The sequence below is a fragment of the Sulfurimonas sp. genome, from assembly GCF_026988655.1.
GTDB lineage: Bacteria > Campylobacterota > Campylobacteria > Campylobacterales > Sulfurimonadaceae > Sulfurimonas.
This window is the reverse complement of sequence record NZ_JALSKT010000085.1, coordinates 44,547-68,031: the sequence shown is the minus strand read 5'-3', so window position 1 is coordinate 68,031 and position 23,485 is coordinate 44,547. Positions and strand designations below refer to the sequence as shown.

At 36.1% G+C, this 23,485-nt stretch carries 13 protein-coding genes and 1 tRNA gene; 4 read left to right on the top strand and 10 right to left on the bottom strand.

Annotation, left to right across the window (positions count from 1 at the left end):
• Positions 1-15 precede the first annotated feature (15 nt).
• The 4 genes from MV052_RS10100 to MV052_RS10085 form a co-directional block, all read right to left on the bottom strand.
• Positions 16-1,884 (bottom strand): EAL domain-containing protein, encoded by a 1,869-nt coding sequence (locus tag MV052_RS10100; RefSeq protein WP_366089436.1) that lies wholly within the window; start codon positions 1,882-1,884, stop codon positions 16-18.
• Positions 1,803-2,861, bottom strand: a complete 1,059-nt coding sequence (locus tag MV052_RS10095) for a DAHL domain-containing protein (RefSeq protein WP_297443970.1) — start codon at positions 2,859-2,861, stop codon at positions 1,803-1,805. The genes MV052_RS10100 and MV052_RS10095 overlap by 82 nt, the downstream gene beginning before the upstream one ends.
• On the bottom strand, positions 2,858-3,772 hold the full coding sequence (locus tag MV052_RS10090; RefSeq protein WP_297443968.1) for a cytochrome-c peroxidase: 915 nt from the start codon (positions 3,770-3,772) through the stop codon (positions 2,858-2,860). Before MV052_RS10090 ends, MV052_RS10095 begins: the two co-directional genes overlap by 4 nt.
• Positions 3,773-3,837: 65 nt before the next feature.
• Positions 3,838-6,882 (bottom strand): DNA mismatch repair protein, encoded by a 3,045-nt coding sequence (locus MV052_RS10085; protein ID WP_297443966.1) that lies wholly within the window; start codon positions 6,880-6,882, stop codon positions 3,838-3,840.
• Positions 6,883-7,015: 133 nt separating this feature from the next.
• Here MV052_RS10085 and MV052_RS10080 point away from each other — a divergent pair, with 133 nt between their 5' ends.
• From MV052_RS10080 to MV052_RS10065, 4 genes are read left to right on the top strand one after another with little or no spacing between them, the layout of a single operon-like run.
• Entirely contained in the window at positions 7,016-8,365 is a 1,350-nt protein-coding gene (locus MV052_RS10080; protein ID WP_297443964.1) for a TolC family outer membrane protein, read from the top strand.
• A complete protein-coding gene (locus MV052_RS10075) occupies positions 8,366-10,537 on the top strand; it encodes a type I secretion system permease/ATPase (protein ID WP_297443962.1) in 2,172 nt (723 codons plus the stop codon).
• Positions 10,524-11,861 carry an HlyD family type I secretion periplasmic adaptor subunit gene (locus MV052_RS10070; RefSeq protein WP_297443960.1) on the top strand — a complete coding sequence of 446 codons (1,338 nt, stop codon included), beginning with the start codon at positions 10,524-10,526 and terminating at the stop codon, positions 11,859-11,861. Before MV052_RS10075 ends, MV052_RS10070 begins: the two co-directional genes overlap by 14 nt.
• Position 11,862: 1 nt before the next feature.
• Positions 11,863-12,468 (top strand): LuxR C-terminal-related transcriptional regulator, encoded by a 606-nt coding sequence (locus MV052_RS10065; RefSeq protein WP_297443958.1) that lies wholly within the window; start codon positions 11,863-11,865, stop codon positions 12,466-12,468.
• A 16-nt stretch (positions 12,469-12,484) separates the two neighbouring features.
• On the opposite strand, the gene MV052_RS10060 is transcribed toward MV052_RS10065, so the two are convergent.
• The 6 genes from MV052_RS10060 to MV052_RS10035 all read right to left on the bottom strand — a co-directional run bounded on the left by MV052_RS10060 (position 12,485) and on the right by MV052_RS10035 (position 23,483).
• Positions 12,485-18,121, bottom strand: a complete 5,637-nt coding sequence (locus tag MV052_RS10060; RefSeq protein WP_297443956.1) for an Ig-like domain-containing protein — start codon at positions 18,119-18,121, stop codon at positions 12,485-12,487.
• A gap of 100 nt (positions 18,122-18,221) precedes the next feature.
• Positions 18,222-18,311, bottom strand: a tRNA-Ser gene (locus MV052_RS10055).
• A gap of 43 nt (positions 18,312-18,354) precedes the next feature.
• Entirely contained in the window at positions 18,355-19,038 is a 684-nt protein-coding gene (gene pyrF, locus MV052_RS10050) for an orotidine-5'-phosphate decarboxylase (RefSeq protein WP_297443955.1), read from the bottom strand.
• A 54-nt stretch (positions 19,039-19,092) separates the two neighbouring features.
• Positions 19,093-21,057: an acetate--CoA ligase gene (gene acs / locus MV052_RS10045; protein WP_297443953.1), complete on the bottom strand. Its 1,965-nt coding sequence runs from the start codon at positions 21,055-21,057 to the stop codon at positions 19,093-19,095.
• Positions 21,058-21,669 (bottom strand): 3'-5' exonuclease, encoded by a 612-nt coding sequence (locus MV052_RS10040; protein WP_297443951.1) that lies wholly within the window; start codon positions 21,667-21,669, stop codon positions 21,058-21,060.
• Entirely contained in the window at positions 21,669-23,483 is a 1,815-nt protein-coding gene (locus MV052_RS10035) for a putative nucleotidyltransferase substrate binding domain-containing protein (RefSeq protein WP_297443949.1), read from the bottom strand. Before MV052_RS10035 ends, MV052_RS10040 begins: the two co-directional genes overlap by 1 nt.
• Positions 23,484-23,485 lie beyond the last annotated feature (2 nt).

The following is a 23,485-nucleotide window of genomic DNA, read 5'->3' as shown; positions in this document are numbered from 1 at the left end:
GGGCTTGAATCTCTCTTACCCCTTACTAAATTTTTCAATAATCTCTTTACATGTAACCGGTCGTGAAAAAAGATAGCCTTGACCAAGATCACAGTTGGCTTGCGTAAGGAACTCCTCTTGTTTTTGTGTTTCAATCCCCTCCGCAACGATCATATAGCCAAGTGTTTTTGAAAGCGCGATAATAGCTTCAATGATGACATTGTCAGAGCTTCCCTGTACTATATCATCTACAAAAGATTTGTCTATTTTAATGGTATCAGCCGGGAGCTGTTTGAGATAAGACATAGAAGAATAGCCTGTACCAAAATCATCAATAGAAATTTTAAATCCATGATCTCTGAAGCTGTGCAATATATTCATATTTGCTTGCGTATGTTCCATAATAAAGCGTTCAGTAATCTCAATCTCAATCTCTGATGGTTTTACATTATGTTTGTTTGCAATATCTAAAAAATTCTTTAAAAGATTGGCTTCTTTAAACTGTAAACTAGAGACATTAACGGCAATATGTTGCATGAATATATCAGCTTGCTGTATCTGCTTGAGTGCTTTACATGATTCTTCAAAGACGAAATATCCAAGTTCTGTTATTACCCCATTTTCTTCAGCGATAGGAATAAATTTGTCAGGAGGAACTGTACCAAGTAGAGGGCTATGCCATCGAATGAGTGCTTCAGCAGAGTAGATTTTTTTCGTAGTAAGGAGATACTGTGGTTGAAAAAGCATAGTAAATTCATTGTTTTTCAAAGCATTACGAAGCGCCATATCTATGTTGAGTTTGTGGCGAATATTTTGCGAGAGTTCTTTTGTATAGAAACGAAAGTTGTTCTTACCACTCTCTTTTGCAAGGTACATGGCACTATCTGCGTGTTTTATAAGTGTTTGTGAATCCTCTCCATTTTGCGGATAGAGTGCTATACCGATACTTGCCGTAGTGAGAAGGGTATGTTTGTTTATATATAAAGGCTTTTGAAGATTCTGTATAATTTTTAAAGCTGCTACTGCTGCATCATCAGAAGATGCAAGATTTTCTAAGATAACAACAAACTCATCACCACCCCAACGGGAGATAAAGTCACTCTCACGAAGGGTGTTTTGCAGTCTTGATGCGACAATCTTTAAGACTTCATCTCCTATGTCGTGCCCAAGAGTATCGTTGATGACTTTAAACCTATCAAGGTCTATAAAGAGGACAGCCAAGATAGCTTTTTCCCGTTTGCTTATGACGAGGGCATGTTGTAAATACTCTTCAAAGTTGATACGGTTGGCGAGTCCTGTAAGTGAGTCATGATAAGCAAGATAATCAGCTTTGGCCTGTGAAGTCTCTATCTCCCTAAGGTCAGTCTGCACCGCAGTATAGTTAACAACATCGCCTTTGGAGTTTGTGATTTTTTTAATTGTGGACCAAAGAGGAATGAGCTCTCCATCTTTTGTTTTGTTTATAAGCTTCCCTTTCCATATACCATGTTCTACAAGTTGATTCCAAAGATTTTTGTAAAAACTTTTATCCTGTATGCCTGAATGTAAAAACTCAAGACTTTTACCTTTTACCTCATGCAAGCTGTATCCGTATATGGTAGTAAAAGCACTGTTTATAGAGATAAGCTTTCCTTGTGCATCTGTTATAATGATGGCTTCTTCTGTATTTTCAAAAACACTAGCCGCTTGTGCGAGCTGTTTGTTCTTTTCTATGTATTCTGTGATGTCAAGTTTGAGTGCAATATAATTGACAAGTTTTCCTTGTAGAAAAACTGGAACGATAGAGGCTTTTTCATACAAAAGTGAGCCGTCTTTGCGTTTGTTTACAAACTGTCCCTCCCATTTTTCTCCTTTTTCGAGTTTAGTATTGAGTTCATTGTTAAAATGGGGTCCTGCATGTCTGATTTTAATATTCTGGGATTTTGTCCCAATACTTCTTCTGCCTTGTATTTGGTTGCTTTTTCAAATGTTTCATTGACATAAATAATATCTCGTTTGGCATCTGTAATGACAACGATATTATCACTGTGTTCTATTGCATACTTAAATGCTAAAAGCTCTTTTTTTGTTTTGTTAGATTGTAGGTGTGAAAAAATAAGCAAAAATAAAATAGAAATAGTAACAAAGAAAAATATAAGCATAAGCCATGTTTGGTGTTGCAGGTCCATTTCATACTCAGCTGTTATATGGTGTTTGAGTGCTTCTAGTTGTTTATAGAGTGGATTTGTTCGTATTTCTTGTGCTACTTCTTTGAGTGACTGTAGTGTTTGCAGCATTACCTTTGCATGTCTGTAAAAAGTAAAGAGATATTGATTTTTTTCTTTATTGGCAATTTTTTTGAGTTTATTGAGTTTCATTTCTACAGTATCTTTATCAATATAGTCACTTGAAGCATACCGTAGGATATAAAAAAAGGTTTCGTTACTTATGTTTTTTGCCTGCAACGATATATCGGGTGCATTGGAAATTGTTGTATGCAGATCAAAAAGAAAATGCGAACTGTTGATAAGCGCAGCATTTTGGGCTTTGAAGAACTCCAGGTCATCCACTTTTTTTTGAAAGTTTGTTGTAATGTTTTCTACAAGAGTGATAATATGTTGTGTATGTTTTTGTATATGAGGACGCAGGCTTTTTAAAATGTTTGCAAATTTCTCTTCTTCGTATTCAATTTTGTCATAGTTCGTGAATCTGTTTATAGTAAATGTAAAATCGTAGAGTTCTTTGTCTATGAGTTGTAGCGTGGTTATTTTATTGTTTTGTGCGGAATAGTGGCTCATATTTTCTTTAATTTTATAAGCATTAGCAAACATAATGAAGATAAAAATGATAAAAATAAAGAGTATCAATGTTGTCCTATCTGCGTGTTTGAATCTCTTTATCATTGTGGCTCGATATTTTTAGGAAGTTCACCGTTGAGAGATTGTAAAAAAGCAGTTATTTTTGCAATCTCTTCTTTTGTAATATGGCGACCGAGTTGATACTGTGACATAATCTCTACCGCTTCTTGTAAATCATTGGTACGCCCATCATGAAAGTAAGGTGCTGTTCTTGCAATATTGCGAAGGGAGGGAACTTTAAAAAAGTATTTGTCACGCTCTTTGTGTGTTACATTATACCTTCCGAGCCATCCTGAGTTTGATTCATTAAAAATACCAAATTTGTTGTAAAAATTACCGCCAATATTTTCTCCATGATGGCAACTGACACACCCTTTTGACTTAAAAAGTTCATAACCCTCTTTTTCATTTTCTGTGAGTGCATTTTTATCCCCTTTGAGATATTTGTCAAAACGGGAGTTTGGTGTTACGAGTGTCTTTTCATACTCGGCTATGGCATCTGTAATAGTCTCTTTTGTAATGCCATCATCATAGATGCTAGCAAAAAGTTTTTTATATTTGCTTTTTTTGAGTTTTTGTATAACCTCTTCAAAGGTAGCACCCATCTCAACAGGATTTTCTATAGGTCCAGCAGCTTGTTCTTTTAAGTCTTTTGCTCGACCATCCCAGAACTGGCGAAAATTAAAAACGGCATTATAGACAGTGGGAGCATTGAGTGAACCTTGTTGTCCTTGTATACCAAACGAAACTTTCAGTCCATCATCCCCACCGTTTTGTAAGTCATGACAGCTTGCACAGCTGATAGTGCCATCATGCGATAACAGAGGGTCAAAAAAGAGTGCTTGACCAAGTTTTGCTTTTGCCTGATTGACTTTTACACTCTCTCGCAATGGTGTGATAGGTTCATTTGCAATTATAAAAATACTATAAAGAAAAAGAATTATTATTTTATACATAGAATAATTTTATCATAAATATTCCAATAATTTCATAACATTTCCCGTATCTTTAAAAAGCATTTTTACCAATCATCTAAAACAAACCCTTTTGGCTCATCTTCTTCAACTTTTTTCACTTCTATATTTTCATTTATCTCCGGCTCTAGCACTTTTTTTGCTTCGGGCTTACGCATCTGCTCTTCAAACTGCAACTCAAGTCCTTTACTTGTCATAATAAAACCATTGACTTGGAGTTTTCCATCATGGATTTGATGATGATGTTCTTTACATAAAGGAACGAGGTTATGTTTGTTGTCTTTATGAAAATGCCCAATAAACCCTGCACTATCTGCCAAAGATTTTTGTGATATATGATGCACATCTTCGGCTACAGCACCACAGATAATACACTTCGTCACATACAAATCTTTGTTGTATTTAGACTTTTTCTTTTTCACTAAAAGTTCAAGTTCATCATAGTCATTAGCAAGACGTTTTCTTATTGCGTTTGCATTATCTAAAAACTCACTGTCCATATGCAATGATTTTGCGAACTCAAGCCCATATATACTACTTCCACTTCCAGATTGTAGGACACGGTTAAAAATCAATTTATCACTCTCTTCATCATACTCAACACTTAGATGCAAATTTACAACATTATCAAGTACGCTTATCTCTTGCATTGAGGAGAGTTGATGCAGATGCGTTGCAAACAAAAACAGACAACGAGTGTCGGCAAGTTTTTGTATAGCTGAAGCGACTATGGCTACACCAGAGAGTGTCTCTGTTCCGTGACTTATCTCATCACCAAGAACTAATGAACGCACAGTTGAGCGGTTGAAGATATTTTTGAGTTCAAGCATTTCAACCGCAAAGGTTGAAAGTCCTTTAGCCAGATTGTCTTTTGAAACTATCCGAGTAAAAAGCGAATCAAAAATGCTAAACTTCATAACAGCAGCACTGACAAAAAATCCAGACTGCGCCATCAAGGTAGCTATGCCGATACTTTTCATCAAAGAAGATTTACCACTTGAGTTGATACCATACAAAAGTACGCCATTTATCTCATGCCCATCATGTACCCCAACATCAAGCATAACAGTTTTAGGATGTGGTAAGTCCATATAGTCACGATTGCCCATAACTATATCATTTGGTACATAGAGTCCACCTCTTTCTTGTACTTCTATGAGTGGATGACGTAGCTGCATGATCTGCATAAAATTTTCATCTTCATTGACTTCGACTACCATCGGACGTGAGTGTTTGTACGCTTGTGCTACTTTTGAAGAGCTCACTCCCACATCTAAATCTGCTACATAGTTAATGACTCTATCAAAAAGAAGAGAATAACGGCGTTCATACACAGCTTGGAGTTTGATGTATCGCTCTTTTACTAAAGAGACTATTTTACGTCTGTTTTTCATAATATTGTCAGAGAGTGTGTCAGTAAAAGCAGAGGTTATTTTGACATTGTTTGTTAGTTTTTTTACATTAAACGCAGCAAACTCTTCACTCTTTTTAAATTCACTCTCTATAAGTGCGTATCTATTTTTGGTTATAGATATGTAATAACCCTCTTTTTCTAAAAGTCCAAGTGTGACAACTTTGTTGGCACTTCCTGCGTTTACACTCTGAAGCATCGCATTAATCTTAGCGATGATATCTTCAAAAGCAACTAACATAACACTATTTTCTTCTACTAAAGTATCTATGGCTTCATCAACGCCACTCATCAAAAAGTTTTCATCTACTGTTGCGTTTGTAAATCTTCGAGAGACATCCAAGTCTATTGTTTTTGCAATGTCTCGCAAAAATTCTTCAACTTCACTCTCATGAAAAGGTGTTTTTTGAATCTTATACTTTTTAACATACTGCATCAACTCTTTAACACTCAACATAGAGTCATAAACATGGTTCATCTCAAATGGATGCAATCTTCCTAGATTGAGTCTTCTTGCTAATCTCTCAAGGTCATACACACCACGCATCATCTCATCAAGATAACGCACATGAGACGAAACTCTCTCTATAAGGTTGTATCGACGTTCAAGCTCGCCAACCTCCATAATGGGGTTAAGCAGTCTCTCTTTTAAAAGCCGTCTTCCTATCGCCGTAGAACTTTTGTCCATCATTTTTAAAAGTGTAAACTCTTTTCTATCTTTTGAGATGATACCCATCTGCTCTAGGGCATTGTTTCCAAGATACATAAAACGACGATTATCTATGATACGAGGCATTGCCATCTTTTGTATGATGTGATAATCATGCTCAATAACAAAGTTTACCAATATCGCAAGTGACTCAGTTATCATAGGTGAGCGCTCAAGATCTAAATGCTCTATTGGGGAGAGTAAAGACTGTATTTGATACACCTCTTTAAAAAGCTCATTTTGAAAGTCAACTCTCACGCGTTTGTTATTGACTGAGTAGTGATAATGTTCAGGGATTTCAAGATACTGCATAATATGACGTTGATCATCTATGCCTTCTAAAAATGTCACTACGATTTCACTCGTTCTGTAAACATTTAAAAGATTAAATATTTCATCCAAAGCATACGCGGGGTCTTCACTTGTTCCATGTGTTTCATAAAGCCAAGTTTTCCCAGTCGTGACATCAATGGCTGAATAACCAACCGTATAAATATCACGAAACTTATCAACTAAGAGTGAGACAATGTAGTTATCGTCATTATCTACTATATGATCAAAATTTGTTCCGGGTGAAACTATTTGAGAGATATAACGGCTAATTTTAGGAGGATTTCCTTTTTGTCTCACTACAATAACTGTATATTTTTGCTCTTGAATAAGACGGCTAAGATAACGCTCAAACGAAACTGCAGGAACACCTGCTAAAAGTGGATTTTTCTCAGAGTTGTCGATGATTTTTTTATTTTTTTTGGTCAGTTGAATGTTTAAGAGTTCTGCTATCTCTTTGGCTTTTCCTATCTGTTGTTCTTCATTATTTACTTCATAAACTTCATAAAATGTGCCTATTTCCATAAAAACAACAGTGTCATGCCCGTACTTCGTTTCAAAAAATCGCTGTAAATCAAAATAAACTTGCGTTAAAAGTTTATCTTTGTTATTTAATATTTGATTAATTTCAGATGCTTGCATATAGTTTTGATTTCCAGTTTAAATTTGATGATTAATTTACTATTATTATAACATAAGTCACTTATTTGTATTGTATTTGCAATATGAACGTGATATAATCGTTGTCTATTAAATAAGTAAAAAGTGAGTGAGAATGAAAAGAAATATATTTTTAACCCTTTCACTGTTAGTATCTTTGCAAGCCCAAGATATAAAAAGTACCATTAGTGAAGCATTGTCAACAAATCCTATTGTATTAGAAAGACTAAACAATTTTCAAGCAACAAAGCAAGATATTCAAAGTGCGAAATCTGGCTACTACCCTAAACTAGACTTAAATCTTGGTGCTGGGTATGAGAGAACCAAACGCAGTAATCAAGCTGGTGGAACAGATGATCAAACATATAATTTTACTGTATATCAAAACTCCCTCAAACTTACACAAAACCTCTTTGATGGTTTCTCTACGACCTACCAACTCGAAGAACAAGAGTACAGAACTCTAGCTGCAGCCTATAGTTACGTAGAAAAAGTGAATAACACTACTTACGAGGTTGCTAATGCTTACCTTGAAGTATTAAAAAATGAAGAACTTTTAAAAACAGCACAAAAAAATGTACAAATAGATGAAGATATACTGAGCAAAGTACGAAAGATTTACAAATCAGGTCTTACAACTCTTTCTGAAGTCAGTAAGATAGAATCATCACTAGCCCTTGCAAAAGCTAACCTTGTTGTGCAAGAAAATACTATTTTAGAAAAGTCTTTTGCATTGCAAAAACTTTTAGGTCATACACTTGATCATACAAAAATGACAAAGCCTGATATGAATGTCAAAATCCCCAAATCAAAAAAGGATGCACTTGAGTTTGCTTTACAAAACAACCCTTCCCTTTTAGTCAGTGAACTCAATATCAAACTTGCCCAAGCGACAAATAAAGAGAAAAAATCATATTACTATCCTAGAATAGATATAGAAATCTCACAATCTATGAATAAAAACCTCAGTGGCATAGAAGGTAACAATGATGCGTTTCGTGCGATGGCTTATCTCTCTTACAATATCTTTAATGGTTTTTCTGACAAGTCAGCCATAGCAAAAAGTTTTTATCAAGTGCAACAAGAAGCACAAAATAAAAACAATGCAAAAAGACAAATTATCGAGACACTGAGCTTAGCATGGGCATCCAATGAAAAAGTACAAGAGCAATTGATGCACTTACAAGAATATAACAAATTTTCAATTCAAACACTTGATTTATACAATAAAGAATATTCTCTTGGTCGTCGTTCACTGCTCGACTTACTTTCAACGCAAAATGACCTGATTCGCTCGCAAGAACAGATCATTACGGCAAAGTACAGCATCCTCTCATCTAAGTATAAAATCCTAGACACGATGGGAATTTTAGTAAATACTTTAATGCAAGATGATGCTAATGTATATGCAAAAGTAGGATTGAAAGTCATCAAACAAGCTACAACAACAAAAGGAAGTAAGTAAATGTTTTTAGAAAATGTTGAAAATGTTAGAATGGATTCACTTTTGGACTCCTTAGTCTTGTTTACAAAGCTTTACCATAAACCTTTTTCTCCTGAAGCCCTAGTTGATGGTTTACCAATTGAACCAGGTAATGAAGCTCCCGAACTTTTTTCTATTAAAAATTCAAAAGGTTTGTTCTCTCGTGCAGCATCTCGTGCTGGATTAAAATCATCACTTATTCATCGTCCACTCTCACAAATATCACCCCTGCAACTTCCAATGATTATACTTTTGTCAAATCAGAACTCTTGTATTTTAGACAGATTTAGTGAAGATAAAAAACAGGTCAAAATCATTATGCCTGCAGAAGAAGCGATTGAGCAGTGGGTTGATTTAGAAGATCTTGAAGATGAGTATATTGGCTATGGCTTTATGATAAAAAAAGCTTACGAATATGCAGATGATACGAAAAAAACATTAAATTTAAAACAAAAACATTGGTTTTGGAGTACCATTAAGCTCTCAGCAGGTATCTATAAAGATGTTCTTTTTGCCTCTTTACTTATAAACTTGTTTGTTATTGCAACGCCACTTTTTACCATGAATGTTTATGATAGAGTTATCCCAAACAATGCCATAGAAACACTTTGGGTTTTTGCTATTGGAGTCGTTATAGTCTATCTTATAGATAGTTTTGCTAAATTTTCGCGAAACTATCTACTTGAAACGGCTGCAAAAAAGAGTGATGTCATCATGTCTTCCATAATTTTTGAAAAAGTTTTATCACTGAAGATGGCAAATATTCCAGCTTCAGTTGGTTCTTTTGCAAGTAATATTAAAGATTTTGACAATATCAGAGGATTTTTAACCAATGCTACCATGGCTGCTTTGATTGACCTGCCTTTTGCTGTGATATTTTTAGCTGTTATCGGCTACATAGGTGGCTCTATCGTTATCTTTCCTATGCTTACGATGCTCTTCATTATCGGTTACTCATTTTTTATCAAAAAACCTCTTCGTGCAAGTATAGAGTCAACACATCAAGCAAGTGCGAACAAAAGTTCTATCCTCATTGAAACATTAAGCAATATAGAGACCTTAAAAACATTAGGTGTTCTCAATCAAATTCAATGGAAATGGGAAGAATCCACAGGAGAAATTGCAAATAAAAGTTTTAACTCTCGTATGCTTTCTGCTTCTATTCCAACTATTACACAGTTGCTTATCCAGTTGAACACTGTTGTCATTATCGTATTTGGTGTTTATAAGATACAAAGTTTTGAGCTATCTATGGGGGGACTTATCGCCATAGTCATCTTAACAGGAAGAACTTTAGCGCCTATGGGACAGATAGCCTCACTTATAACAAACTACGAAGATGCTAAAGCATCTTTTGAGACTATCAACAACATCATAGAGCAACCAAGCGAAAAACCTCTAGGAAAACATTTTGTTGAAGCACCAAAATTTGATGGTCAAATAGAATTTGTAGATGTTACTTTTACTTACCCAGGTTCTGATGTCCCTGCTCTTAAAAACGTCTCTTTTACTATTCGTCATGGGGAACATGTCGCTATTATTGGTCGTATTGGTTCTGGAAAAAGTACTATTCAAAAACTCATCTTAGGCTTGTATGAACCAGATGCCGGACAAATTCTCGTGGATGGCATTGACATCAACCAGATAGACCCTGCAGACCTCAGAAGACACATGAGTTATGTTTCTCAAGACATTTTACTTTTCCGTGGAACAGTAAAAGAGAACATCACTTTTAGAGCTTCTCATGCAACAGATGGTGCAATGATACGAGCTGCACAAATAAGTACAGCATCCGAATTTATCAAAAAGCATCCTAAAGGCTATGAAATGCCAGTAGGTGAAAGAGGACAAGGAATGTCAGGAGGACAAAAACAGAGTATAGGTATCGCACGCGCACTTCTTCTTGAAACACCTGTTGTTATGATGGATGAGCCGAGTAGCTCGATGGATCAGGTCACTGAAACGAAACTTCTCTCAAATCTTGAAACATACTTAAAAAATAAAACTTTCATCTTAGTTACTCAAAAAATGAATCTTTTAAAAATAGCAGATAGAGTTATGGTCATAAATGAAGGAAAAATCATCATTGATGCACCTAAAGAAGAAGCCATACTCAAACTTCAAGCTGGAGGTAACGAAAATGGCAAAAAATAAACCTGCAAAATTCGATGAAAAAGATTATGAGTTTATGAATTCAATGAGCGCTGCGCTGTTGCAACAGTCACCTTCACGTATGAGCATTGTTCTTAAGATATGGCTCTTTACACTTTTAGTAGCAATCATATGGGCTTCTTTTGCCGAGATAGATGAAGTAACAAGAGGCAATGGTAAAGTAGTGCCTTATGGTCAAAACCAAGTTATACAAAATCTTGAAGGGGGAATCGTTGAATCAATCTTAGTCAGAGAGGGAGAAGCTGTTAAAAAAGGACAAGTACTTCTAAAAATAAACAATGCAAAATCACTCTCAAGTAGCGAAACAAACCAAATGAAATATGCTGAGCTTTTCGCTAAAAAGGCTAGACTCTCTGCAGAAGCAAATAACTTCAACTTTAAAGAGATAAAAACACAAGATGAAGAGCTAAAGAGACAAATGAAGTTAGCAAAACAGCTGTATGAATCTGACAAGATAGAAATCTTGGCAAAAGACAATGCTATAGTCAACCAAATAGAGCAAAGAAAACAAGAGCTTAAAGAGGCAAAAGCTAAGATCAAATCTCTTGAAAAATCATTAGAATATGTTACAGAAGAGATAGCTATGACTGCTCCTATGGTACGTGAAGGTGTAAAATCAAAAGTAGATTTTCTCAAACTAAAACGCGAAGCCAATGGCATCGAAAATGACATCGAAGCTGCCAAGCTATCACTCCCAAGACTACAGTCTGCTATACAAGAGTACAGAAGCAAACGTATAGAATCCAAACAAGAGTTCATCAATAAAGCAAAAAAAGAGTTGAATAAAGTAACAGCAGAACTCTCAAGAATTCAAACGCAGCAGATTGCTTACACAGACCAAGTCAACCGAACTGTAGTCAAGTCACCAGTCGAGGGAATCGTTCAAAAACTTTTTGTCAATACCGTCGGTGGGGTTGTAAAACCAGGACAAGACTTAGTTGAGATCGTACCTACGAGTAAAAAGCTGTATGTTGAGATAAAAATCAAACCAAGCGATATTGCTTTTATTCATCCTGGGGCGGAAGCTATGATAAAGATATCGGCTTATGACTTTGCTATTCATGGTGGGCTTAAAGGGAAGGTAGTTGATATATCTCCAGATACCATAACAGATAAAAAAGACAGTACTTACTACATTATTCATGTCGCAACCCAAAAAAACCATCTTGGTTCAGATACACACCCACTCAAAATCATTCCTGGAATGACTGCAAGTGCTGACATAGTAACAGGGAAGAAAACGGTAATGCAATACATCCTAAAACCTATACTCAAATCAAAACAGTATGTCTTTTCGGAGAGATAAGATGCAAACTATATTTTTAAGTACAGATATGGATATGATAAGTGAATGGAAAATGCGTCATGGGCTTGACAATACTTTAGATTTTGATGAGTGTGATGCACTTCTAAACGCAGTAAAAGAACTAGATAAATATATCATAGTGGCGGATTATGACACTGTATCACACAGTATCAACAAAATGATAGCTGCAAACTTGTTGCCACAAAGAGTAATAGTTTTAGAGAGAGTTCCTGAAATTATTACAGGAAAAATGCTTATATCTAAAGGTGTAAAAGCCTATGGAAATTCCAGAATGTTAAAAATGCATTATGAACAAATGATAGAAGCAGTTGAAGATGATAAAGTATGGACCTACCCCGAGCTGACACTAGCCCTCACAAAGAATCTACGCCAACAAAACATCTCTCAAGAAGCACAAAGTTTGATACAACGCAGACTAACAGCTAAAGAACAAGAAGTAGTTTATGCTGTGCTTCAGGGTCTGACAAACGATGCTATAGCCAATGAGCTTCACATCACTCCAAGAACCGTAAAAGCCCACATAGGTTCTGTCTTTTCAAAACTTCACGTTAATGATAGAGTTTCTCTTATTTTACTTTTAAGATAGAGCTAAAAAAACTCTATCAACTTTGATCAACGTTTATTTCTGTATTTACCTCTAATATTACTGTTTGATCCTCATTTGTATATACATCATGTGTTTCACTAGTCATTTCATCAGTTGTTTTATGATTACCTAAAATAAATTCAGTGTCTTTTCCTTCTGTATTGTCTTCTTCTTCTGTGTTCTCATTTTCAAGTCTTAAAATATCATCATCAGTAATAGTTACAACATCTTCGAGATTAATATTTGTATGTTCATTATCAGTTCCATTGAGATTTTTTATATCAGAGTGTGCACTATTATCATTAAGGAAAGCTCCTAAATCTATATTCATATGATTATCAGATCCAATAAGTGAATCAGAATCATCTATATTATTGTGGCTATCATCATCGTTATCAGATTCTATGCCATGGTGACCTTTATCTTCATCATCATGTTGTCTATCATCTCCTTTCTCATGCTCTTCATCTTTTTTGTCATGATTTTCATCATTTTTGACTGACTCATCTTGTTTGACTGACTCATCTTTTTTGTCAGATTCATCTTTCTTGTCAGATTCATCTTTTTTGACTAACTCATCTTTCTTGTCAGATTCATCTTGTTTGACTGACTCATCTTTTTTGTCATGATTTTCATCATTTTTGACTGACTCATCTTTTTTAGAATTTCCTGCTACTAAATCGACATTTGATACAGTTGTATCTGCAAACTGAATGTTTTCAACATCATCATATATGTATTGAATCTCTTGAGTATCAATATTTTCAACTGTAAATCTTCCATTATTATCTTCATGATTTACTGTGTAATCAGCTCTATTTCCGTCCAAGACAACAGTGTCATTTCCATCACCACCTCGAACTACTTCATATTCTGCTCTGGAATCACCCTCTGTGATATTTATTGTATCATCACCTGAACCTGCTCTAATTACATCATCTGTATCGCCTGTTACTACTGTATCATTTACGAAGTTCTCGTTTATTGTTCCATCTTCATTAAATGTGACACTTTTTCCATCTTTACTAACTTCACCCCAGTCACTAACATCTGCATGTTCTGTAAAATGTTTCGTTCCCTCATTATCTCCAAAAGTACCAATTTTCACATCTTTGGTAGCCTCTACAGCACTCTCATCAGGTGTAAAACGAACTTCAGAGTCAGCTTTATATTCTTTGCCAACTTCCATAGTTTGCCATTCACCATTGGAGTCTTTAATTTCAATAGTACCATGTTCTGGAGCATCATCAAGATGAATATGTTCAGCTTTTCCAACTTCTATAGTCTCAGTTTTCGTCAGTTTTGCAGTTTCTTCATAAATAGGTTTTGAGTAAGTTCCATCATCATTTTGTATAATACCTTGTGCCTGCATAGCTTCTGTATCTACGACTTGAACATAATCATTATTTCCCGTAACATTAAGAGTGACATTTGCAGTAGACTCTGCCTGACCATCACTTACTGTATAGCTAAATGTTACATCTTGATTCTCTCCATCATTCATTGCTTGAAGATGTTGGCTTGGAGTAAATTCTACTTTGCCATCAACTACCCTTGCAGTTCCTAAAATTTCATCCCCATCAGTTACTTTTACAGTTTGTCCATCACTTACATCTTGACCTTGGATTTGTGTGATACTTAGAGCATCTCCATCTGCATCTGTATCGTTTGCTAGGACATCTATTGTTATGGAGCTATCTTCGTCTATTTCAATACTATTCGCTACATTCGTATTTTGTACGACAACATTATCATAGTGAACGCCACCATCATTATCTCCAGTATTTAAACCAAAAGTACCTATTTCTGGGTGTTCATTTGGAGCTGTAAGTTTTTCTTCGCCATCTACGCTTACAACTATACCGCCATCCTGAGAAACATCAACAGAAAGAGTAAACTTATCACCTAACTCTGCTTTATCAATGGTATCTAATATGGTTTTATGCCCATCTTCTACTTTAACTAAGTTAAAATCTTTATGTGTATTAGCCATATTATTTTCATAACTAGTAGAATAATCAACCCATTGCACAGTATAATAATTTTGTGCATCTTCGTATCCAAAAGTAACCCCAACATCATTGTTGTATGTATTCCCAGTATTTGCATCAACATCAACCGTAATGTTATAATCACTCATATGAGCATTATCACCCATATCATGCGCGATGATACCATCTGCGAAATTACTTTTTTCACCAACAGTACCATTATCAGCTTCCCAATGCCCAGTATCTCGATTATTAAAACTTATCTCTTGCCAGCCATCAGTATTATTATCATTAAAATTATCACTAAATACAGTTTCAGTAGATGACGTATGCGCATCATCTGCAGCAACTGGAGCATAATTATCCGTACTTCCAGTAACATTAACAGTAACATTCGCAGTTGATTCTGCCTGACCATCACTCACCGTATAGCTAAATGTTACATCTTGATTCTCTCCATCATTCATCTCTTGGAGATGTTCGCTTGGAGTAAAAGAGACTTTTCCATCATCTGTAAGTTTTGCAGTTCCTAGTTCGTTACCATCACTGTCTTTTATAGTTGCTTCTTTACCATCACTTACATCTTGACCTTCAATTTTTGTGATACTTAAGGTATCTCCATCTGCATCCGTGTCGTTTGCTAAAACATCTATGGTTATTGCACTGTCTTCATCAGTTGTGATATTTTGACCTGCAGCTGTTACATCACCTGTAGTGGTTAAATCAAAATTGCCTACACTGTCTTTTATGCTTCCATCAGAGGCTACACCATTCATATCCCAATGAGCAACTGGTGAACCATCTACTGAGATAGCTACATCTTGATATTCACCTTGAAATATTTGATTAGTATCCAATCCTCCACCAACACTATCTTGTTCTTGACCCAACATAAGAACACCATCACTATCGATAGTGTGACCTTGTCCTATAGTCTGTGTTCCCTCTAAATTTCCATCAAGATAAAACTTTGCTTCACCTGTTGCACTATCCCATGAAACACTAAATTCATGTTGCTCATCATCAAAAAGTTCATTACTTGTAATACCTGTATTTACATTAGCTCCATCGATATATAATTTTACATTATTACCATCACTAAATACTAAGAACTCATTACCTGTATTTCCTTCAGAAGCATATGAGAATACTGATGCTTGACCTTGATCTGCTTCACCAGTTAGACTTATAGTAAGATCAACAGAAGTTGCTCCACCAAGTAAATCAGGATTATCACCTCTGCTATCCAATACTAAAGCACCATCAGTTCCTGTACTATTTACTTTAATAGCACTTGTTACATCATCACTTGCTTCAGGAGCATAATTATCCGTACTTCCAGTAACATTAACAGTAACATTCGCAGTTGATTCTGCCTGACCATCACTCACCGTATAGCTAAATGTTACATCTTGATTCTCTCCATCATTCATCTCTTGGAGATGTTCGCTTGGAGTAAAAGAGACTTTTCCATCATCTGTAAGTTTTGCAGTTCCTAGTTCGTTACCATCACTGTCTTTTATAGTTGCTTCTTTACCATCACTTACATCTTGACCTTCAATTTTTGTGATACTTAAGGTATCTCCATCTGCATCTGTATCATTTGCTAGGACATCTATAGTTATTGCACTATCTTCATCAGTTTCTAAACTACCTAAAGTAGTTGAAAGTCCATTATCATCATATCTTGGTGCATACTCTTGATCTTTTACACTCCAGCTATCTCCTTCATGCTCACTTTCTAAAAGGAAAGAACTTCTAAAATCTGCACTATCTAATACCTCTCTATCAGCACCAATACTTACTAAAGCATCTTTTGCATCATCACTAAGTTGACGTGTCCATTCATCTGATGTTGTAATAATTACTTTAGAAGCATCTTCCACATTGTCTAAATTTGAAATGGCATCTACTAAATTTGTTGATGCAGATGCATCCCCATAAGTATCAAAGGTTTGCGTAGATACTAAAGAGTTGTCTTCGTCTAAAACTGTCACTGTGATACCTCTGTAGTTACCCCCAACATGCTCACCATCAATTGTTACACCTCGATTTTCTGTTCTAAAAGATGCATCATCATAACCTGATGAATGTATTTCGATAGTTGCCGTAGTCGTATCATCTGCAGCAACTGGAGCAACATTTTCTACAATATCATGCACACTTACACTAACTTCTTGCGTAGAGCTCGTTCCATCTGCACTCGTAGCAGTTGCTGTAAATGTATAACTGTCTTGTGCTTCAAAGTCTATTGCATTATTACCATCTACGACAACTCTACCATCATCTTCAACTCTAAATGGAACATCATCAGGGAGAGAATATGTAATCGCATCACCATCAACATCTGTTGCACTAAGTGTTACTCCTGTGTATGTTCCATCAGCTACGTTCTCATCTACTGCGTTTGCTGTTGTATCACTATCGCTAACATTTGAAATCCTATTATTTACAGCAGTACCTGACTCTGTTGCAGTAGCACTCGCATTTGTAGCAAGTGTAACCGCATCTTTTGCATCATCAAAATTCACACTCTCACCAGCCGCATCTGCAGCAGCACTTGTTGTCTCAATGGCCGCACTAAGCGTTGAAGCTGCATTTGTAGCATTCACAGCTGCACTATCTGCAGCTACTTGCGCAGACTGAGCAAGTGCTAAATTTTCTTCTGTTGGATTTTCTTGTGCTGTTTGTGCTGCTTGATCTGCTGCTGTTGCTGCATCATTTGCTGTTTGGGCTGCAGTGTTTGCTGCCTCTGTTAGGTCGGCTACGTTTTGGATATCAGTTGCTATTACTGAGTCTATTCTTGTTTCAGAGTTATCTGCTGCATCTGTGGCTGTTGTTGCTGCTGTAGTTGCAGCTTCTACTGCTTGGCTTGCATCTCTTGTATCTACTGTTTCGTTTGCTGCATCTGCTGCAACGCTAAGAGTATTAATTGCGGCATCTAGGGTATTGGCTGCGTTTGTGGCTGCTGTGGCTGCCTCAGTTGCTGTAGCTTGTGCATCTTCTGCGGCTGCTAGGTTTGCTGGAGTTGGGTTTGTTGCTGCTGTAGTTGCGGCTTGATCGGCTGCTTGGGCTGCATCTGTTGCTGTTTGGGCTGCAGTGTTTGCTGCCTCTGTTAGGTCTGCTACGTTTTTCTGAACAATAGAAAGCTCACTAAGTAAATGTTCTCTATTGACATCTAAAATAATATTTTCACTTCCAATTGCAGTTGCAACCGTACTTGTATCCTGTTCTATATTACGTAATGTTGTATTAAGAGTCTCTGTGTGTGTATTTATTGTGTCAAATTCGGTAGCTGCATCAAGAGTTGAAACTGATTTAGTGTCGTTACCATAAGATGTTTCTATATTATCTTCATTAAAAGCATCATCATTTACAAGAGTTTCAATTGAATCAATATTGCTAACGACTTCATCTTCTGCAAAAATATCAGGGGCTAAAGAAGCATCAAATAACTGTTGATTATTTCCAAGAAGGATAAGGTCTGTACCATCAGCCATTGCCAAGATTAGGCTATCTCTAGGAGTATTAGAGTCGGCTCCAACAACTACTTCACCTTCATGAATTTTATCGCCTTCTGACAATTCACGTAAAGATCCGTCTGCTGCTTTTACATAGAATGTACCATCTATACTTGAAACTGTTCCGATTACTTTTGACATAAAAAACTCCTAAAACTATTGAATTAGGAAAATTATAGGACAATGAAAAATTTATTGGTATTGTACTTAGGTACAGTATGAATTTTGGGGATTGTTTTGGTGGTGGACGAGGAGAGATTCGAACTCTCGGTACCGTTACCAGTACGCATCCTTAGCAGGGATGTGGTTTCAGCCACTCACCCACTCGTCCGTTTGAAGAGTGAGATTATAGTCAGAGTTTCATAACAATTAGCTTAAATTTGTGCTAATATCTTTGCAATTACCTCTGCAGGTTTTTTTGCCTGATAAATTGGACGTCCTACAACGATAAAATCTACAAGAGCATTCTTTGCAAAGTTTACATCTGCAACACGTTTTTGATCACCTGCGTCTTCACCAAATGGGCGGATACCAGGAGTTAAAGTCATAAAATCTTCATTTGTTATATTTTTAATGCTCGCACTTTCAAATGCAGAGCAAACAACACCATCAAGTCCACTTTGCATAGCATCTTTTGCAAATTGATCAGCTTTTTGCGAAATACTAGACTCATATACTGCATGAAATTCTTCCTCGCTAAATGAAGTAAGCGCTGTCACTGCTAAAACAATAGGACGGTTTTCATACTTCTCTAATCTTTGCATTACAGTCGTCATAGCACGACGACCAGCACTTGCATGTACATTAAACATATCCACACCAAGCCCCATGATAGACTCTGCAGCATCTGCCATAGTATTTGGTATATCATAAAGTTTAAGGTCTAAAAAAATTTTAAAATCTGGATTGATTTGTTTGATAGCTTGAAGAAAACTCTCTCCATCACGGATATATGTACGAAGTCCAACTTTAAGCCAAACATCATAATCTTTTATTTTTTCAATAAGTGCTAAATTTTCTTCTTTTGTGGGTAAATCAAGGGCAACGCATAATTCCATAATAATTCTCTTAGTAATTTAATTATGAAATTATAGCATTTTTACGCGGTAGAACTATTTAGACTTGACCATAGCTTCAATTTTTGCAACGATTGAAGGGTCTTCAAGTGTTGAGATATCTTGCGTAATTGGCTCACCTTTAGCGATTGAGCGTAAAATACGACGCATGATTTTTCCACTTCTTGTTTTTGGAAGTCCTGGAGCGAAAAGGATATCATCACATAAAGCGATATTTCCTATCTCTTTTTTGATGATGTTGTTGATGATTTTTGCCTCTTCAACCTCATCTGCTACACCTTCATCATCTTTTAAAACAACATAAGCGAAGATTCCTTCTCCTTTGAGTTCATGTGGTTTCCCAACAACAGCAACTTCAGCAACGTTTGGATGTTTTTTGATAGCTGCTTCAACTTCTGCAGTTCCCATTCTATGTCCACTTACATTGATGACATCATCAGTACGACCTGTGATTGTGATATACCCATCTTCATCATAGTTTGCGCCATCACCTGTAAAGTAGACCGCTTTACCATCTTTTTTTACATCACCAAAGTAAGATTTTACAAATCTCTCTTCATCTCCCCACACACCGCGAATCATCGAAGGCCAAGGACGCGTTACACACATGTAACCACCCTCTCCGACTTCAACTTTCTCACCCGTAGCAGGGTCAAGTATCTCTGCCATTATTCCAGGAAGAGGGAATGTTGCGCATCCCGGTTTAATAGGCGTAGCTCCCGGAAGAGGAGAGACTATATGCCCTCCTGTCTCAGTCTGCCAGTATGTATCAACGATAGCACATTTGCTTCCCCCTACCTCTTCATAGTACCATTTCCACGCAGGCGGGTCAATAGGCTCACCAACAGTTCCAAGTACTTTCAGGCTTGAGAGGTCATACTTAGCCGGTTCATCTTCACCCATTTTATGCAGCACTCTAATAGCAGTCGGAGCAGTATAAAACTGATTGATTTTATACTCTTCCACCATTTTCCATGGACGACCCGCATCAGGGTACGTCGGTACACCTTCAAACATGATAGTTGTAGCACCCATTGCCAAAGGTCCATACACTATATATGTATGTCCTGTAATCCAGCCAATATCCGCAGTACACCAGTATGTATCATTCTCTTTTACATCAAACACCCATTCCATTGTCATCTGTGCCCAGAGAATATATCCCGCAGAGTTGTGCTGTACTCCTTTTGGTTTTCCTGTCGAACCAGATGTGTAAAGCAAGAAAAGCGGATCTTCGCTATCCATAACTTCGGCTTTACATGTAACGTCCTGCATCTTTATAAGTTCATTATAAGAGTAATCACGTCCTTCAACCCATCTTATATCTTCATTGTTTCGCTCAACAACAAGAACTTTTTGAACGGGACCACCTTCTGCCAAAGCTGCATCTACTACCGGTTTTAACATATATGGTTTATCTTTTCTGTATGCACCATCAGCAGTTATAACAACTTTCGCATCAGCATCTTCTATTCTGTCTTTGAGTGCTTCAGCAGAAAATCCGCCAAATACTATAGAGTGAATTGCACCGATTCTCGCACAGGCAAGCATTGCATAAGCAGCTTCAGGAATCATCGGCATATAGATAACAACTCTGTCTCCCTTTTTAACCCCAAACTCATTTTTGAGTAAATTTGCAAAACGATTAACATTGTAATAGAGTTCCAAGTAGGTAATAATCTGCTTGTCTCCACGATCACCTTCAAAAATAATCGCAGCTTTATTTTTACGCAGATCCAAATGACGATCAATACACTGTTCTGAAACATTTAACTTTCCACCTTCAAACCATTTGACAAAAGGGTAATTTGACTCATCCATTACCTTTGTAAACGGTTCTTTCCAGCTCAGCTTTTCTTTGGCAAATCTGCCCCAAAATCCTTCATAGTCCTCAGTAGCTTCATCCTGTAAATCCTGATATTCACACATGTTTTTGATTCTGGCAGTCTTTGCCAACTCTTTGTTTGGTTTAAAAATCGATTTTTTTTCTATTTCTGACATTTATTTCTCCTGTGTTAGTTTTAAGTAAATCATTGCTGTCATAATGGCATCATTGACAGCATTGTGTGCGCCCATATTGGGAATATTACAATTTTTTAAAATTGTATCAAAACGCAAATCAATATTAGCTTGAGGCATTAATGCTATCGTTTTGTCAAAATATATTTCAGAAACTTCAACCATTTTATTTGGCAAAGTTATTCCGAGCATAGGCTTTATATATTTGTTTATCATTGCAACATCAAACTCAAGATAGTACCCCACCAAAGTGGCACCTTTGATATAATGCAAAAACTCTTTAATTCCCTCCGACGGTTCTTTTGCATTCTCTAAATCACATGGACGGATACCATGTATTGTTATGCTTTTAGCATCAATATCACCAAAATTTTTCAAATACACTTCAAAAGTTTGTGATGTCAGTATTTTATTATTTTTAATCTTAACTGCACCTATAGAAAGTATTTCATCTTCTTTTGGGTTTAAGCCTGTAGTTTCTGTATCAAAAACTACAATTTCATCACTTTGTTCAAAAAGAGAAGAAAAAGATTTATCCTTAAGCATTGAGAGATTTCTCTTTTTTTTCATCTTTTCAAACACAGAAAAAAGCATTATGCAACCATCTCTAAATGAAAATGAAAGCTAATAAACTTTTTGAATCTGTTTACTACTTTAAAACTGTCTTTTAACAGGTCTCTGCTGGTCTTATCCAAATCTTTGGGATTGATGTAATTCAACTCTTTTTGATTGTTGGCATGAAGCATCGCTTTGAGTCTTATAGATAAAAGCGTATCAAAGCTTTCTATCAGTTCTGTTGCAAAAACCTTGTCAAAAACACCTCTGTTGTTCAACTCTTTAATGCGTTCTATTGTATTGGTTGTTTTGATTCTGTTTTCAAGTGCCAGACATCTTATACCGTGAACAATTGCAAAGATGCCGCCTTTTTTCAAATCCAGTTTGTTTTCATGCTCTTTTTCAAGCTTAAAACCGCTAAAAAGAGAAATCGGTGTTTCAAAAAAAAGTGTTGCTTTTGCAAGATGTGCCAAGACATCATTTCTTTTCTCAAAACCCTCAAACAAATACTTTTTTGTTTCATCAAGTAAAGCACAATCGCCTGCAACACACTTTGCATCTAAAAAGATACTCAAATTTTGCAGACTTCCTGTTTCAAAACTCGCGATCCAGTTATCTATTTCCTTTTTGAAACTCTGCATATTACGACGCCAGTATGCATTACTGACCATCACATTGCCTTCACATTTTGCAAAGCCAATTTCCAAAAGAGCACTATTGAGCTTTTTCATAGGCTCTGTAAACAGTTCTGTATCAATATCATCGGTAATAATAAGGGCATTATCTTGATCAGTTTTGAGTATCTGCTCTTCTCTGCCCTCAGAACCCATTATAATTAGAGCACATTTGTCCTGTAAAGACTCATCAACATAGATTTCAAAAACTTTCGCATAAATTTTTTGATTTAATGTTGCAACAAGCTTACTTATATAGCGTACCTTTACACCATTGGAATCAAGTGTAGTTACAAGATTTTTCAAACCATTTTGAATCTCTTTTAAATCATCAAGAGACTCTGCTTTGTCTATTTGAACAGAAATCAAATAGGAGTGATTTGCAAAATAGCTCAATAAATCCAACTGTTCCAATATTCCGACAATTTTATCTCCGTCTTTTACAACCAAACGCTTAATCGCATTATGTGTCATAAGAACCAAAGCATTAAATAAAAAATCATTTATCTCTATGCTAATAATATTTTTAGATGCTATATTTACAATAGCATCACTCACATTAAATGAGCCCATCAAGACATTTTCTCTCAAGTCCGTATCTGTAACGATACTGTACTCATCATTATCTGCAACAATGATACATGTTGCTTTTTTCTTTTTCATCTCTTTGAGTGCATCAATAATGCTTACATCTGCCTCAACTATATAAGCCTCATGAAGATAAATATCTCCTACTTTGGAGACTAAAAACGGGGTTAATTGACTCTGCTGTGAATGTTCTTTTAAATGCTGGTGTCTTGTGACGAAGTCTTGTAAAAAATACTCTTGTATGCGTTTGTTTTGTATCAAGTCAAGAAAGTCATCTTTTTGAATCTCATAACAAATCAAATCTTCGCTGACAACAAACTTGCTCTGCGTTGTACTATAAATCAGAGCATCTGCATCAAAACTGTCCCCTTCACCGTAAACCGTATACAAAGTATCATCAATATATTCGGACACATATCCTTTTATAATGATATAAAAAGCAACAGATGGAAGGTTTTTGCTGATAAGCAGTGTATCTTTAGGATAGTATGCAATGTCGATTTTTTGCATCAGGCTACTCAGTTCTTTTGAACTAAGTAACTCAAAGGGGTGAATAGACTCAATAAGTTTTTTTTGGTCTAAAATACTCATGA